Below are 12,803 nucleotides of genomic sequence, written 5' to 3'. Positions count from 1 at the left end.
GATATGGATATTCAATCACTTTTCAGTCTTGAAGGGCGCATTGCTCTGGTCACCGGGGGCAGCCGCGGGATTGGCAAAATGTTCGTCGAAGGTCTTCTCGCCGCCGGATGCGCCAAGGTGTATATTTCGGCGCGCAAACGCGATCAGTTGCAGGACACGATTGACGAGCTGGGCGCAGACCGCGTCATCGGTATTCCTGCCGATCTCAGCCAGATGGACGGCATGATCGCGCTTGCGGATGAAATGAAGTCGCGTGAAAGCCGGCTGGACATTCTCATCAACAACGCCGGTGCGGCATGGGGTCAGCCCTATCTCGAATTTTCCGAAGCCGGATGGCATCGGACAATGGACCTGAACGTCAAGACCCCGTTCTTCCTGACGCAGAAGCTGCACGATCTGCTTGTTGCAGGCGGCAAGGAAGGGCGCCCGGCCAAGGTGATCCATGTGTCTTCGATCGATGGCCAGCGGATCAATCCGTGGGAAACCTATGCCTATCAGGCGTCTAAGGCCGCAGTCATTCAGTTGACACGGCGGATGGCGGCACGCTTGATCCAGGACAATATCATCGTCACGTCGATCGCACCCGGCGCCTTCCCGTCCGAAATGAACAAGGCCGCCAAGGACGCGCCTGATGCCAGTGCATCGGGCATCCCGGCCAAGCGCATCGGCACCGCCGAAGACATGGCGGCGGCCGCGATCTACCTGTGCAGCCGTGCGGGCGACTATGTCGTGGGCGAAACGCTTACCGTCGATGGCGGGGTGGTCAATGCGCTGTTGCCCAAGCACTTTGCCGATCCGGGCGGCGAAAATTTAACCGCCCCATCCTGAATGACGCGACCAAAGCCGCCGGTGCGATCCGGCGGCCTTTTTGCATGTGTCGCAGCCCAACCGGCATGGAGACACGACCAACGGCACAGCGCAAAGGGCACATTTTCGCGCGGCCGAGATTATTCCCCGGGCAACCACTCCTGATTGCATGGAGACAGATCATGGCCAGTATCCCCCCAACCTCGCCCGACATTATTGATCCGATCACGCCCCCGGCCGAAACTCCGCCGCCGCCGATCGTCGAACCGACCGAACCCACGCCGCCAGAAACGACGCCAACGCCGCCCGATATTGACGAGCCGGGCCGCGGGCCTGACGAATTGCCGCCGCCCGAATGAGGCGCAGCAAAAAGGCCACCGGAGCGATCCGGTGGCCCTTTTTTGTAGGAGCGTGCAGCCGGTCCGACCGGATGATTTCGCAGTATCAGTCTTCGCCGCGCGCCTCTTCGACCTGATCCTCGCGGTATTCGTCCATGACTTCGGCGGCGGTTTCGCGGTCGTCACGCGTGACTGCCGCGGGTTCTTTGTTGCGCAGTTCACCCTGACGCGGTGTCAGGCACACGCGTCCGTAAACCGGGCGGTGGTCAGAGCCGACATCCTCAAGCACCCGGATTTCTCCAAGGGTGAAATCCTCGGTCATGAAAATATGATCGAGCGGCCATGCCAGCCACGGCATCTTTGATGGGAAGGTGGCATAGGTGCCGCGGCCGATGCGCGGATCAAGATACTTGCCGATCCGCTTGAACGTCTGCGAAGTGTTCGACCAGGCCACATCGTTAAAATCGCCAATCGCGACAACGGGCGTGCCCAACCGCGCAGCGCGGCGCGCCGCAATCAGGATTTCGGCGTCGCGTTCTTCGGTATCCTGTCCCGGATGCGGCGGGCGCGGATGCAGGCCCATCAAGGTGAAGGGGCGGTTGACCGACAATTGCGCAGTCATCGACGGCGTATCAGGCTCGGCAATATCCTCGATCTTCCCAGACGCCATCGGCAACCGCGTCGCAAACAGCAGCCCATACGTGTTGTCCAGCGGCCGATCGAGGCGCGATGGGTATTGCGAGAGGATGGGCTCCAGCGCCGTCTGCCAGGCCGCGTCGGTCTCCAGCAGCAGCAGCACATCGGGGTTGGTTTCGCGCAGCAGCTTCAGCGTGCGATCATACTGGCGGTTCGTCTGCAGCACGTTCAGCGACACGAACGAGAAACACGCAGGATCGCCTTGCGCCTTGGCGGTCATGGCGACTTCGGTCGGGTGCAGGATGGTGTAGGGCATTATGCGGTAAAATTGCCATGCGGCGGCTATCAGCAAAACGGCGGCCAGCCACCAGTACCGGCGCCAGTTCAACACGCTGATGGCGGCCGCGGTGACAAGGATCACCACTAGGATCTGGATGCGCGGAAAATCCCAGATCCTGATCCACCATTCGTTCGAATCGGTAACGCTCAATGCCGATACGATAAGAGCCAGTACGGCGATCGTGATGGTCATGATCGTAAGGCCAAGCCGGATCTTGCTTTGTCGGTGCACGGATACTGCCTTCTGCCAGTCGAAACACGGCGATTATCGCGGCAAAATGCGTTTGAACACTGGCCTAATAGGCCATTGACGATTTTTGTCGGATATGTGGCCGGCGTGCTGAGCCGATTAGGCCATCAGGCCGCGCACAAAGGGGATCAGGCCGGTCTGACGTGCGCGTTTCATGCGTTCCGCTTCGAGGATCGCGTGAACCTTTTCAAAGCAGACATCCACATCATCGTTGATGATGACGTAATCGTACCCGTCCCAGTGGCTGATTTCAGCACGGGCGCGTTCCATGCGGGCGGCGATCACCACGTCGCTGTCGGTTGCGCGGCCGGCAAGGCGGCGATGCAGTTCATCGATCGAAGGGGGCAGGATGAAAACCCGCACCACATCCTGCTGATCTTTCTGAAACAGCTGCTGGGTGCCCTGCCAATCAATATCGAACAGGAAGTCCTGCCCTTCCTTCAAGGCATTGCGGATTTTCCCCTTGGGCGTGCCATAACGCTGACCAAAGACGTGCGCCCATTCGTAGAAATCGTCTTCTTCGACCATCTGATCGAATTCGGCATTGCTGACGAAATGATAATGCACCCCATCGATCTCACCGGGTCGCGGGGGCCGTGTGGTCGCGGACACCGAAAGCTTGATCTCGCTATCTTTGGCCAGCAGCATGCGTGACAGGGTTGTCTTGCCTGCGCCCGATGGCGAAGACAGAATGAACATCAGGCCCCGCCGGTGGAGGGTATCGTCGGATTGGTGTGCAGTGTCGCCCATAGGCTCCGTTGCACCATCAGGGCACCGAAAATCAAGCTGCGATGAGGATTAACGCCGGGTGCGGCGGCGCGGGCTGCGCTTCGGTTCAAGATGCTTGCCGCGATCATAGAAGACCTTGGCTGCAAAGCCGCCCACCACCATGGCCAGTCCGAGCGGCGACTTGCGCGCCACACGGCTTGCGCCCCACAAGGCGATGGTCGACATCACACCGCGGTTTTCGATCATCTTTTCCGCCTTGTCGCGGCCCGGTTCGCCCGCGCGATGGCTTTCTGCGGCGATGCTTTTTTGAAGACGACGCCGCAAGATGCCGCCCGCTGCCCGCAGCACCACATCGGCGATCACCAGATTGGTGCCCGTGACGGGGCTGGGCATGGGAAGCTTGCGGTCGGATCGTTTGCCTGCACCGTCGCGCATTCCCGCATCCGCACCGCGCAAGGGGCGATTGCCTGAACCAATGCCTGTCTTGCGCGCCATGTCGTTACTTCTTTCTGCCGAAATCGACCGAGACGACATTGGAACCGTCAGGATCGGTGTCCGGCCCATCGTTTTCGGCGTCTTCGTGCGCTTCGGGTTCGAGCAATTCGACCGCTGCCTGGAATTGCAGGCCGAAATCGACCGCCGGATCGACAAAGGCGGTGATGGCGGCAAAGGGGATCGTCAGTTTCGCTGGCACCTGATTGAAGGTGAGGCCGACCGAGAAACTGTGTGCGAGCACTTCGAGATCCCAGAACTTGTTCTGCAGCACGATCGTCATCTCGTCCGGGAACCGTTCGCGCAGGTGCGGCGGGATCGAGACACCCGGCGCGCCGGTCTTGAACGTGATGTAAAAGTGATGGTCGCCGGGCAGCATGCTGCCGCCGCTGACGATCGTACCAAGCACCCGGCCAACGACGGCGCGCAGGGCTTCCTGAACGATCTCGTCATAGGGGATCAGGCTGTCGGGCGTATCACTGTTCATATCGCTGTGATTGGTGACGCCGTGCGCGTGGTTGGTCAAGCCCCTTGCGCCAACATCGCACTGGCAGTGGGCCATTATCGCACGCGATTGGCCGCCCCATGCTGCGACGTGCGCGTCATGCTTGTCTTGGCTGCCAAGCGGACTATAGCGCGGCTATGCCCATCACCCCTGCCCAAACCTATCCGCGCACCGGCTCGGTAGAGCGCAACACCACCGAGACCAGCATCGCCATTTCCGTCGATCTTGACGGGACGGGCGCGTATGATGTCAGCACCGGTATCGGCTTTCTTGACCACATGGTCGAACAGTTCAGCCGTCATTCGCTGATCGATGTGACGATGAAGGTGAAGGGCGATCTGCATGTCGATCAGCACCACACCACCGAGGATTCGGCCATCGCGCTAGGTCAGGCGATCGCTCAGGCGCTGGGCGACAAGGCAGGGATTGGCCGCTACGGCGCGGCCTATTCGCCGATGGACGAAACGCTTAGCCGTGTGGCGCTGGACATTTCGGGGCGGCCCTATCTGGTGTGGAAGGCGAAGTTCACGCAGGAAAAGCTGGGTGAATGGGACACCGAATTGATCGAACACTGGTTCCATTCGGTGTCGCAATCCGCCGGGATCACGCTGCATATGGAATTGCTGTACGGCACCAACAATCACCACATCTGCGAAAGCCTGTACAAGGGTTTCGCCCGCGCCATGCGGCAGGCGGTGGAACGCGATCCGCGCAAGGGCGAAGCCGTGCCCAGCACCAAGGGGCAGCTGGGTGGCTAGCATCTTCATCGCATCGTTGACCTATACCGTGCCCATCGAACGGATCGATGCGGCGCTGACCGATCATCTGGCGTGGCTTAACGCCGGGCAGGATAGCGGACATTTCCTGGCGTGGGGCCCGCGCGAACCGCGCGATGGCGGGCTGATCTTCGTTAAGGCTGCAAGCCGGGACGAAGCGCAGGCGCTGCTGGAAACAGACCCTTTCCGTAGTAACAATCTGGCTGATCTGACCATCACCGAATGGGTGCCCCGCTACGACTTCCCCGGACTGGAGGCGTTCCATGGCTGAAGTGGTCGCCTTGGTCGATTACGGCGCGGGCAACCTTCATTCGGTCCACAATGCCCTGAAAGCCGCCGGCGCTGATGTGACCGTTACCGCCGATCCCTATGTCGTGCGGGCTGCTGACCGGATCGTTCTGCCGGGCGTTGGCAGCTTCAAAGCCTGCGCCGAAGGCTTGCGCGCAATCCCGCACATGGTCGAGGCGATGACAGAGCGGGTGATGGTGGGCGGCGCGCCGTTTCTGGGTATTTGTGTGGGCATGCAACTGCTCGCCGACCGCGGGCTGGAACATGGCGAGACTCCCGGTCTTGGCTGGGTGCCGGGCGAGGTGCGGCTGATTGCGCCCAGCGATCCTGCAATCAAGGTTCCGCACATGGGCTGGAACGACGTCGCCGCAATGCCGCACGCCCGCGATCATGCGGTGATCGAAGAAGGGGAAGCCTATTTCCTCCATTCCTATCATTTCGCCGCGACCGATCCGCACCATGTCGCTGCGATGACCGATCATGGCGAAGGGCTGGTGGCTGCCGTGGCGCAGGGCAACATCATTGGCGTGCAGTTTCACCCGGAAAAGAGCCAGGCTTACGGGCTGGCGACGCTCCGGCGCTTTTTGGAGTGGTATCCTTGATCATCTTCCCCGCAATCGATCTCAAGGGCGGTCAGGTCGTCCGTCTCGCGGAAGGCGATATGGACCGCGCCACGATCTATGGCGATAACCCGGCCGCACAGGCGCTGATCTTCGCAGACGCAGGTGCAGAGCACCTCCACGTGGTCGATCTTGATGGCAGCTTTGCGGGCGAAAGCCGCAACCGGGCGGCGGTAGAAGCGATTGTCGAAGCCTTCCCCGGCTATGTCCAGCTGGGCGGCGGGATCCGTGATGCCGCGGCGGTGGAAGGCTGGTTCAACCTTGGCGTGGCGCGGGTGGTTATGGGCTCGGCAGCGCTCAAGAACCCCGCTTTCGTGAAAGACATGGCCCGCGAGTGGGAGAACGGCATCGTCGTTGCGGTCGACGCGAAAGACGGCATGGTCGCGACCGAGGGCTGGGCCGAGGTGTCCGATGTGCCTGTGGTCGACCTCGCCCGCCGGTTCGAGGATGCGGGCGTTGCTTCGCTGCTTTTCACCGACATTGGCCGCGACGGGCTGCTGAAGGGCGTGAACATCGAAGCCACGGTTGATCTGGCCCGCCGGGTCGATATTCCGGTAATCGCCAGCGGCGGGGTGAAGGGGCTGGACGATATCCACATGCTCGCGCTTCACGCTCACGAAGGCATCGAAGGCGTAATCACGGGCCGCGCGTTGTACGAAGGGCGGCTTGATCTGACAGCCGCGATCGCGATGGGTGCGCGGGACTAGCCATGCGCCTGATGGGCCTGCTTTTCCTGTGCCTCACCTTCCTTGCGGGGGTGACGGTTGGCACGGTCGAAATTGCGCTTGTCAATATCATCGTCTTTCTGGCGCTGGCCTTGATGGCGGACCGTTTTCTTGTGCCGCGCTTCGGCAGGAACGGGTTGGTTTACGGCATGGCAGGGGCGTTCTTCGTCAGTTGCCTTTGGCCCGCCGTGATCCACGGCGCGAAAGATGATCTGACTTGCAAAGGCGAAGACTGCCCGCCCGAGGAACCTGAAATGACCGTTACGTTGAGCCCTGCCTGATGACTGTTCGTATCCGCGTGATCCCCTGCCTTGATGTTGCCGATGGCCGCGTGGTCAAGGGCGTCAATTTCGTCGACCTGAAAGACGCTGGCGATCCGGTCGAACAGGCGCGCGCCTATGACGCGGCGGGCGCGGATGAGCTGTGCTTCCTCGATATTTCGGCCAGCCACGAAGGGCGCGGGACGTTGCTCGACATGGTGCGGCGCACCGCGGAAGTGTGTTTCATGCCACTGACCGTGGGAGGCGGGGTGCGCAGCGCTGATGATGCGCGCGCGCTGCTGCTGGCAGGCGCAGACAAGGTCGCAGTGAACAGCGCAGCGGTGGCGCGGCCCGAACTGGTGGGCGAAATCGCCGCGCGGTTCGGCAGCCAGTGCGTTGTCGCCAGCGTGGATGCGCGCCGCACACCGCGCGGGAACTGGGAAATCTTCACCCACGGCGGGCGCAAGCCGACAGGGATTGACGCGGTGGAATATGCGCTGAAAGTGGCCGATCTGGGCGCGGGCGAACTGCTGGTGACGTCAATGGACGGGGACGGCACGCAGCGCGGCTATGATCTTGCGCTGATCCGCGAAATTGCCGACGCTGTCAGCGTGCCAGTTATCGCCAGCGGGGGGGTGGGCAACCTTGACCATCTTGTCGAAGGGGTAACGAAAGGTCACGCCAGCGCGGTGCTGGCCGCCAGCATCTTCCACTTCGGCACGCACACCATCGCCGAAGCCCACGCGGCGCTGCGGGCGGCGGGCTTGCCTGCGCGCGGGGTTTGATCGAAAGAAACGCCATGCACACCCTGTCCCGCCTCGAAGCCACGATAGCCCAACGTCTCACCGCCTCGCCGGACACAAGCTATGTCGCAAAGCTTCACGCCAGGGGGGTCACAAAAATCGCCCAGAAGGTAGGCGAGGAAGCGACCGAAACGGTGATTGCCGCGTTGGCAGGCGATGCGGACGAACTGGTGGGCGAAGCGGCCGATCTGCTGTTTCATCTCATGGTGTTGCTCGCGGAAAAAGGCGTGGCGCTGGACACGGTGCTGACCGAACTCGACCGGCGCGAGGGGTTGTCCGGTCTTGCCGAAAAAGCTGCAAGGAGCCAATGATGCCGATCGACCCGACCTTGCCCTATGACGATACCAATATCTTCGCGAAGATTCTGCGCGGAGAAATCCCGTCGAACAGGGTCTATGAAGACGAATGGGCGGTCGCGTTTGAAGACATCAATCCGCAGGCTGAAATTCATACGCTGGTGGTGCCAAAGGGGCATTATGTCAGCTGGGACGATTTCAGTGCCAAGGCCTCCGACGCGGAAATTGGCGGGTTCGTGCGCGCGGTCGGCGAAGTGGCGCGGAGCAAGGGACTGGTTGAACCCGGCTATCGTCTGATGGCGAATATCGGCGCGCATGGCGGGCAGGAAGTGCCGCATCTTCATGTTCATATCTTCGGCGGGGCGCCGCTGGGGCCGATGATCGCAAGGCGCTGAACGCGCTCGTCCCTCGTTTCAGCGCCGTTCATCGAGTATCGGCAAACACCGCCCTTTGCAGCGATTCCGTGCTAGGCTAGGTGGCGCCTGATGATTTCTCCCAATCCTCCCGGCGGCATCCTTGATGGATCGCGGCACCTGTATGCGGTGCGCGTCTATTATGAAGATACGGATCTGTCCGGGATCACCTATCACGCCAACTACCTGCGCTGGTTTGAACGCGCCCGCAGCGATCTGTTGCGCCTGTTGGGAATCGATCAGCGCGCCGCGATCGAAAGCGGCGCCAAGGGCGGGGATGGCGGCGCCTACGCGCTGTCCGAGGTCAATCTCAGATACCTTCGCCCCGCACGGTTAGATGATGACGTGGTGATCGAAACCCGCTGCACCGATCTTGGCGCGGCATCGTGCCGTATGCATCAGGTGGCACGCCGGGAAGACGATCTTTTGTGCGAAGCCCATCTCAGGGTAGGTTTCATCACACTGGACGGCCGCCCCCGCCGTCAACCTGCTGCGTGGCGGGATGCTTTCAAGATTTTCATGAACGAGGACAACTGAACCCGTGACGCTCGAATTGCTCAGCGCTGCCGCCGCCGCCGCTGCCACGCCGACCCGGCTCGACCCGGTCGAACTGTTCCTGCAGGCCGACATCATCGTGCAGGCCGTGATGGTGGGTCTTATCCTTGCCAGCATCTGGGTGTGGATGATTATCGTCTCCTTTTCGCTCAGGATCGGCGGACTGACCAAGAAATCGCGTACCTACGAAGAAGAATTCTGGGAACAGCGTGACCGCGATGCCTTGCTGACGAAGCAGGCGCGCAAGGATAATCCTGCCGCACGGGTCGCGGCAGCCGGACTTGACGAATGGCGCAAATCCACTGCCAAGCAGCCGGTCGATCGCGATGCCAGCCGCCAGCGCATCGCGGCTGCGATGGAAAGCCAGATCGCCGAAGAAGCGGACATGCTTGCCGGACGGCTCAATTTCCTTGCAACAGTAGGGTCGGTCGCGCCGTTTGTCGGCCTGTTCGGTACGGTGTGGGGCATCATGGCCAGCTTCTTCCAGATCGGCGCGCAGCAAAGCGCCAGCCTTGCAGTGGTGGCGCCCGGCATCGCAGAGGCGTTGTTTGCCACCGCGATCGGGCTGTTTGCCGCCATTCCGGCGGTGATCGCCTACAACCGTTTCAGCGGTTCGGTTGACCGGTATGAATCGGTGCTCCAGCGTTTTGCCGACAGGCTGCATATGGGTCTCAGCCGCGAGCTGGACCGAGCGTAATGGGCATGGGCGTATCTTCACGCGGCCGCCGCTCCAGGCGCATGCGCCGCGCCGCGATGGCGGAAATAAACGTCACCCCGCTGGTCGATGTGATGCTGGTGCTGCTCATCATCTTCATGGTGACAGTCACGCTGCCAGCGGTGGGCGTTCCGGTGGAACTGCCTGAAAGCCGCGCCGCGCCGGTGGAGGAAACCCCCGACCAGATCACCATCTCGCTCGACCAGGCAGGGGTCATCTATATCGAGGATGAACCCGTCCCTGCAGGCGGGTTGCCAGCCGCGCTCGAAGCGTTGGATCGCGGAGGAGAACAACCGCTGGTGGTTCTGCGCGGCGATCGCAGCCTTGATTACGGCAGAGTGATGGCCGTGATGGGCGAATTAGGGCGGGCAGGCTTCACGTCGATCTCGCTGGTCACTGACGGTTCAGTTTCGGCTCCATAATCGGTGGGATGATGGCAGAGCGCGCGTTCCGCAATGATGAAAAGGTTGGCCTTGCCGCGGCGGTCGTGCTGCATGGCGCGCTGGTGGCGGTGCTGCTGATGCAGACCGCGCGGAGCGAGGTGTCGGTCTTTCCCGAACGGATGACGGTCAGTCTGGCGACCGAGGTGGGGCTGGATGCGGCCTCGCCCGATCCGGTGCCCGAAAGCCGTGCGGCCACGGCGCCCACGCTGTCCGATGATCCTGCGCCCGCGCCCGAAGCTGATCGTGCAGAACCGGCGGTGCAGCCCGCCGTGGTGCCGCCCAGAACGCAGGCTCAGCCGCAACCGCAGCCACGTCCGCAGCCCAAACCGCAACCGCGGGTCACGCCGAAGCCTGCGCCGCGACCAGCGGCGCAGCAGCCTGCGCCCAATCGTGAACGCGCACAGCCCGCCCGCACCCCGCCCAAGCCCGCAGCAAGCCCCGCTGCCCGAAGCGGCGGTGGCAGCCGGATCGGGGACGATTTCCTCGAAGGGCGCGGCGCATCAACAACAACGCAGGAAACCCGTGCGCCCGCAGCCGCGTTCGGGCGGACCGAACAGGCCGCGCTGTCTTCCGCGATCACCCGCCAGCTGCGCCCGCATTGGAGCGCGCCGTCGGGCGTCGATACCGAAAAACTGGTGTCGATCGTATCCTGGAACCTCAATGCCGATGGCACCTTGCGTGGCCGCCCATCATGCCGGACAACCGAAGGCAGCATCACCGCCAGCAATCGGCCACAGGCCAGCGTGCATTGCGAACGCGCAATCCGTGCGGTTCAGCTTGCGGCACCTTTCAATCTCCCGGACCAGTTCTACGATCGCTGGAAGGCGCTCGAATGGCAATTCGACCGAAGGCTTTGACACATGACCAAGAAGATAGTGTTCCTGCTTACCGCCGCGCTGATGGCAGCGCCTGTCACCGCGCAGGATCTGGGCGCGCCGATTGGTAGCGACCAGCCGGTTGAAAGCATCGCGGTGGAAGGTGAAAGCGCCGATGGGCCGCTGCGCGGCACCGTGACCGATGAAAGCGCGTGGTCGGACATCGGCATCGCCATTCCCGCCTTTGCCACCGATCGGGAACGCCCCACGCCTGCCAATGACGCCGGAACGGGCGCGCTGGGGCGCGAAGTGGCGCGTGTGATCACTGCCAACCTGCGCAACAACGGCCTGTTCAAGCCGGTCGGCCCTGACAGCCTGCCGCAGCCCGCCTTCACGCAGATCACCGCGCCTGCCTTTGGCACGTGGAGCGGGAAGGGCGCCGAAATGCTGGTGCACGGCTATGTCCGCGCGCGTGACGATGGCAAGCTGGTGGTGGGCTGCTATCTTTACGATGTCGCCTTGCAGAACGAACTGGTGCGCGAAGGCTGGGTGGTTGCCGCGGGTGATTGGCGGCGCGCTGCGCACAAATGTTCCGACATCATCTTTTCGCGGCTGACCGGCGAAAGCCCGTTCTTCGACAGCCGCATCGCCTATATCGCCGAAACCGGGCCGAAGGACCGCCGGGTGAAGCGGCTGGCGGTGATGGATAGCGACGGGGCGAACCATCGCTTCCTGACGCTGGGCAGCGCCACCGCGCTGACGCCGCGGTATTCGCCGGATTATTCGAAGATCCTTTATCTCAGCTATGTCGATGGCAACCCGCGCATCTATGTCTATGACATCGGCACCGGCAAACAGACGCTGGTGAGCGAGAACCGCAATCCCACTATCGCCCCGCGCTGGTCGCCCGATGGCCGGCACATCCTGTATTCGATGGCCGTGTCGGGCAATACTGATATCTACCGTGTTCCCGCCACCGGCGGCGCCAGCGTGAAGCTGACCGACAATCCGGGTATTGATGTGGGCGGCAGCTATTCGCCCGATGGCAGCAAGATTGTGTTCGAAAGTGATCGTTCGGGCAGCCAGCAATGCTATGTCATGGATGCCGTTGGCACAAACCAGAAGCGCATCAGTTTCTTTGGCGGACGCTGCGCCACGCCGGAATGGAGCCCGCGCGGCGACCAGATCGCGTTCACGCGGATCGCCGGCGATTTCAACGTTGCGGTAATGAACACCAGCGGGGGCGGCATGCGCGTGCTGACCCGTGGTTGGCAGGATGAAGCCCCGACTTGGGCGCCCAACGGCCGCATCATCCAGTTCTTCCGCACCGAACAAAACAGCGGGCGATCGGGGATCTGGCAGGTCGATCTGACCGGCCAGAACGAACGCCGCCTGCCTACGCCCGTGGACGCGTCCGACCCTGCATGGGGCCCGATCCGTCCGTGACTACCCTGTTTGGAATGAAAGGAACCTGCATGATGAACATCAAGACTGCCACGATCCTGCTGCTGGCATCGGCCACCGGTCTGGCGGCGTGCTCGAAGAAGGCACCCGAAACGCTTCCCCCGGAACCGGTGCAGACCGCGGCGCCGGCGCAGCCCGTCCAGCCCGGAACATCCGCGGGCGCAGTTCCGGGTACGCAGGCGCACTTTGCCGGCGCTGTCGGATCATCGACCACGATCTATTTCGATACCGATCGCTACAACGTCGATGCGCAGGATGCCGCCGCCTTGCAGGCGCAGGCCCAGTATTTTGCACGTTACCCGCAGATCACCTTCACCATCGAAGGCCATGCCGACGAACGCGGGACGCGCGAATACAATCTGGCGCTGGCTGAACGCCGCGCCGATGCAGCCAAGGCCTATCTGGTCAGCCTGGGCGTGGCTGCAAACCGCATCCAGGTGCTGAGCTATGGCAAGGAACGGCCGATTGCCCTGGCATCGAACGAATCGGCATGGGCGCAGAACCGCCGTGCCGCATCCGTGCTGATCAACTGAC

General features: G+C 62.4%; 20 protein-coding genes. 16 read left to right on the top strand and 4 right to left on the bottom strand.

What is annotated here, in order from left to right; translation table 11 throughout:
- Nucleotides 1-3 precede the first annotated feature (3 nt).
- Entirely contained in the window at nucleotides 4-828 is an 825-nt protein-coding gene (locus SJY33_RS08835) for an SDR family oxidoreductase (RefSeq protein WP_379922393.1), read from the top strand.
- Between the two features lie 161 nt (nucleotides 829-989).
- On the top strand, nucleotides 990-1,166 hold the full coding sequence (locus SJY33_RS08830; RefSeq protein WP_379922392.1) for a hypothetical protein: 177 nt from the start codon (nucleotides 990-992) through the stop codon (nucleotides 1,164-1,166).
- 85 nt (nucleotides 1,167-1,251) lie between these two features.
- Here the strand turns inward: SJY33_RS08830 and SJY33_RS08825 are convergent, their stop codons facing one another.
- The 4 genes from SJY33_RS08825 to SJY33_RS08810 all read right to left on the bottom strand — a co-directional run bounded on the left by SJY33_RS08825 (nucleotide 1,252) and on the right by SJY33_RS08810 (nucleotide 4,078).
- A complete protein-coding gene (locus SJY33_RS08825; RefSeq protein ID WP_379922391.1) occupies nucleotides 1,252-2,352 on the bottom strand; it encodes an endonuclease/exonuclease/phosphatase family protein in 1,101 nt (366 codons plus the stop codon).
- A 117-nt stretch (nucleotides 2,353-2,469) separates the two neighbouring features.
- Nucleotides 2,470-3,120, bottom strand: a complete 651-nt coding sequence (gmk, locus tag SJY33_RS08820; protein WP_379922390.1) for a guanylate kinase — start codon at nucleotides 3,118-3,120, stop codon at nucleotides 2,470-2,472.
- A gap of 48 nt (nucleotides 3,121-3,168) precedes the next feature.
- A complete protein-coding gene (locus tag SJY33_RS08815) occupies nucleotides 3,169-3,594 on the bottom strand; it encodes a hypothetical protein (RefSeq protein WP_379922389.1) in 426 nt (141 codons plus the stop codon).
- A 4-nt stretch (nucleotides 3,595-3,598) separates the two neighbouring features.
- Nucleotides 3,599-4,078 carry an SspB family protein gene (locus tag SJY33_RS08810; protein WP_379923558.1) on the bottom strand — a complete coding sequence of 160 codons (480 nt, stop codon included), beginning with the start codon at nucleotides 4,076-4,078 and terminating at the stop codon, nucleotides 3,599-3,601.
- A 155-nt stretch (nucleotides 4,079-4,233) separates the two neighbouring features.
- Here SJY33_RS08810 and hisB point away from each other — a divergent pair, with 155 nt between their 5' ends.
- The 14 genes from hisB (at nucleotide 4,234) to pal (ending at nucleotide 12,802) form a co-directional block, all read left to right on the top strand.
- Nucleotides 4,234-4,854, top strand: a complete 621-nt coding sequence (hisB, locus tag SJY33_RS08805; protein WP_379922388.1) for an imidazoleglycerol-phosphate dehydratase HisB — start codon at nucleotides 4,234-4,236, stop codon at nucleotides 4,852-4,854.
- Nucleotides 4,847-5,143, top strand: a complete 297-nt coding sequence (locus SJY33_RS08800; protein ID WP_379922387.1) for a YciI family protein — start codon at nucleotides 4,847-4,849, stop codon at nucleotides 5,141-5,143. Before hisB ends, SJY33_RS08800 begins: the two co-directional genes overlap by 8 nt.
- Nucleotides 5,136-5,762: an imidazole glycerol phosphate synthase subunit HisH gene (gene hisH / locus SJY33_RS08795; protein ID WP_379922386.1), complete on the top strand. Its 627-nt coding sequence runs from the start codon at nucleotides 5,136-5,138 to the stop codon at nucleotides 5,760-5,762. Before SJY33_RS08800 ends, hisH begins: the two co-directional genes overlap by 8 nt.
- Complete coding sequence (gene hisA / locus SJY33_RS08790; protein WP_379922385.1) at nucleotides 5,759-6,487, top strand: 1-(5-phosphoribosyl)-5-[(5-phosphoribosylamino)methylideneamino]imidazole-4-carboxamide isomerase; 729 nt, start codon at nucleotides 5,759-5,761, stop codon at nucleotides 6,485-6,487. Before hisH ends, hisA begins: the two co-directional genes overlap by 4 nt.
- 2 nt (nucleotides 6,488-6,489) lie before the next feature.
- Nucleotides 6,490-6,786 carry a hypothetical protein gene (locus tag SJY33_RS08785; protein ID WP_379922384.1) on the top strand — a complete coding sequence of 99 codons (297 nt, stop codon included), beginning with the start codon at nucleotides 6,490-6,492 and terminating at the stop codon, nucleotides 6,784-6,786.
- Nucleotides 6,786-7,550, top strand: coding sequence for an imidazole glycerol phosphate synthase subunit HisF (gene hisF / locus SJY33_RS08780; protein WP_379922383.1), 765 nt, complete (start codon nucleotides 6,786-6,788; stop codon nucleotides 7,548-7,550). Before SJY33_RS08785 ends, hisF begins: the two co-directional genes overlap by 1 nt.
- Nucleotides 7,551-7,564: 14 nt before the next feature.
- A complete protein-coding gene (locus SJY33_RS08775; protein ID WP_379922382.1) occupies nucleotides 7,565-7,879 on the top strand; it encodes a phosphoribosyl-ATP diphosphatase in 315 nt (104 codons plus the stop codon).
- Nucleotides 7,879-8,259: a histidine triad nucleotide-binding protein gene (locus SJY33_RS08770; RefSeq protein ID WP_379923557.1), complete on the top strand. Its 381-nt coding sequence runs from the start codon at nucleotides 7,879-7,881 to the stop codon at nucleotides 8,257-8,259. Before SJY33_RS08775 ends, SJY33_RS08770 begins: the two co-directional genes overlap by 1 nt.
- 90 nt (nucleotides 8,260-8,349) lie before the next feature.
- Complete coding sequence (locus SJY33_RS08765) at nucleotides 8,350-8,814, top strand: YbgC/FadM family acyl-CoA thioesterase (RefSeq protein WP_379922381.1); 465 nt, start codon at nucleotides 8,350-8,352, stop codon at nucleotides 8,812-8,814.
- 4 nt (nucleotides 8,815-8,818) lie between these two features.
- Nucleotides 8,819-9,529: a protein TolQ gene (gene tolQ, locus SJY33_RS08760; protein WP_379922380.1), complete on the top strand. Its 711-nt coding sequence runs from the start codon at nucleotides 8,819-8,821 to the stop codon at nucleotides 9,527-9,529.
- Nucleotides 9,529-9,969, top strand: coding sequence for an ExbD/TolR family protein (locus SJY33_RS08755; protein ID WP_379922379.1), 441 nt, complete (start codon nucleotides 9,529-9,531; stop codon nucleotides 9,967-9,969). Before tolQ ends, SJY33_RS08755 begins: the two co-directional genes overlap by 1 nt.
- An 8-nt stretch (nucleotides 9,970-9,977) precedes the next feature.
- On the top strand, nucleotides 9,978-10,847 hold the full coding sequence (locus SJY33_RS08750; RefSeq protein WP_379922378.1) for an energy transducer TonB: 870 nt from the start codon (nucleotides 9,978-9,980) through the stop codon (nucleotides 10,845-10,847).
- 3 nt (nucleotides 10,848-10,850) lie between these two features.
- A complete protein-coding gene (gene tolB, locus SJY33_RS08745) occupies nucleotides 10,851-12,251 on the top strand; it encodes a Tol-Pal system beta propeller repeat protein TolB (protein ID WP_379922377.1) in 1,401 nt (466 codons plus the stop codon).
- A gap of 32 nt (nucleotides 12,252-12,283) precedes the next feature.
- Complete coding sequence (gene pal / locus SJY33_RS08740; protein WP_379923556.1) at nucleotides 12,284-12,802, top strand: peptidoglycan-associated lipoprotein Pal; 519 nt, start codon at nucleotides 12,284-12,286, stop codon at nucleotides 12,800-12,802.
- Nucleotide 12,803 lies beyond the last annotated feature (1 nt).

The sequence above is a fragment of the Erythrobacter sp. R86502 genome (assembly GCF_042466465.1).
GTDB lineage: Bacteria > Pseudomonadota > Alphaproteobacteria > Sphingomonadales > Sphingomonadaceae > Erythrobacter.
Note: the sequence above shows the minus strand (reverse complement) of the source record. Positions and strands in the feature narration are given on the sequence as shown.

Coding starts and splice junctions, on each gene's coding strand:
- SJY33_RS08835 (WP_379922393.1), top strand. CDS start 4: ATGGATATTCAATCACTTTTCAGTCTTGAAGGGCGCATTGCTCTGGTC.
- SJY33_RS08830 (WP_379922392.1), top strand. CDS start 990: ATGGCCAGTATCCCCCCAACCTCGCCCGACATTATTGATCCGATCACG.
- gmk (WP_379922390.1), bottom strand. CDS start 3,120: ATGGGCGACACTGCACACCAATCCGACGATACCCTCCACCGGCGGGGC.
- SJY33_RS08815 (WP_379922389.1), bottom strand. CDS start 3,594: ATGGCGCGCAAGACAGGCATTGGTTCAGGCAATCGCCCCTTGCGCGGT.
- SJY33_RS08810 (WP_379923558.1), bottom strand. CDS start 4,078: ATGAACAGTGATACGCCCGACAGCCTGATCCCCTATGACGAGATCGTT.
- hisB (WP_379922388.1), top strand. CDS start 4,234: ATGCCCATCACCCCTGCCCAAACCTATCCGCGCACCGGCTCGGTAGAG.
- hisH (WP_379922386.1), top strand. CDS start 5,136: ATGGCTGAAGTGGTCGCCTTGGTCGATTACGGCGCGGGCAACCTTCAT.
- SJY33_RS08785 (WP_379922384.1), top strand. CDS start 6,490: ATGCGCCTGATGGGCCTGCTTTTCCTGTGCCTCACCTTCCTTGCGGGG.
- hisF (WP_379922383.1), top strand. CDS start 6,786: ATGACTGTTCGTATCCGCGTGATCCCCTGCCTTGATGTTGCCGATGGC.
- SJY33_RS08775 (WP_379922382.1), top strand. CDS start 7,565: ATGCACACCCTGTCCCGCCTCGAAGCCACGATAGCCCAACGTCTCACC.
- SJY33_RS08770 (WP_379923557.1), top strand. CDS start 7,879: ATGCCGATCGACCCGACCTTGCCCTATGACGATACCAATATCTTCGCG.
- SJY33_RS08765 (WP_379922381.1), top strand. CDS start 8,350: ATGATTTCTCCCAATCCTCCCGGCGGCATCCTTGATGGATCGCGGCAC.
- SJY33_RS08755 (WP_379922379.1), top strand. CDS start 9,529: ATGGGCATGGGCGTATCTTCACGCGGCCGCCGCTCCAGGCGCATGCGC.
- SJY33_RS08750 (WP_379922378.1), top strand. CDS start 9,978: ATGATGGCAGAGCGCGCGTTCCGCAATGATGAAAAGGTTGGCCTTGCC.
- tolB (WP_379922377.1), top strand. CDS start 10,851: ATGACCAAGAAGATAGTGTTCCTGCTTACCGCCGCGCTGATGGCAGCG.
- pal (WP_379923556.1), top strand. CDS start 12,284: ATGAACATCAAGACTGCCACGATCCTGCTGCTGGCATCGGCCACCGGT.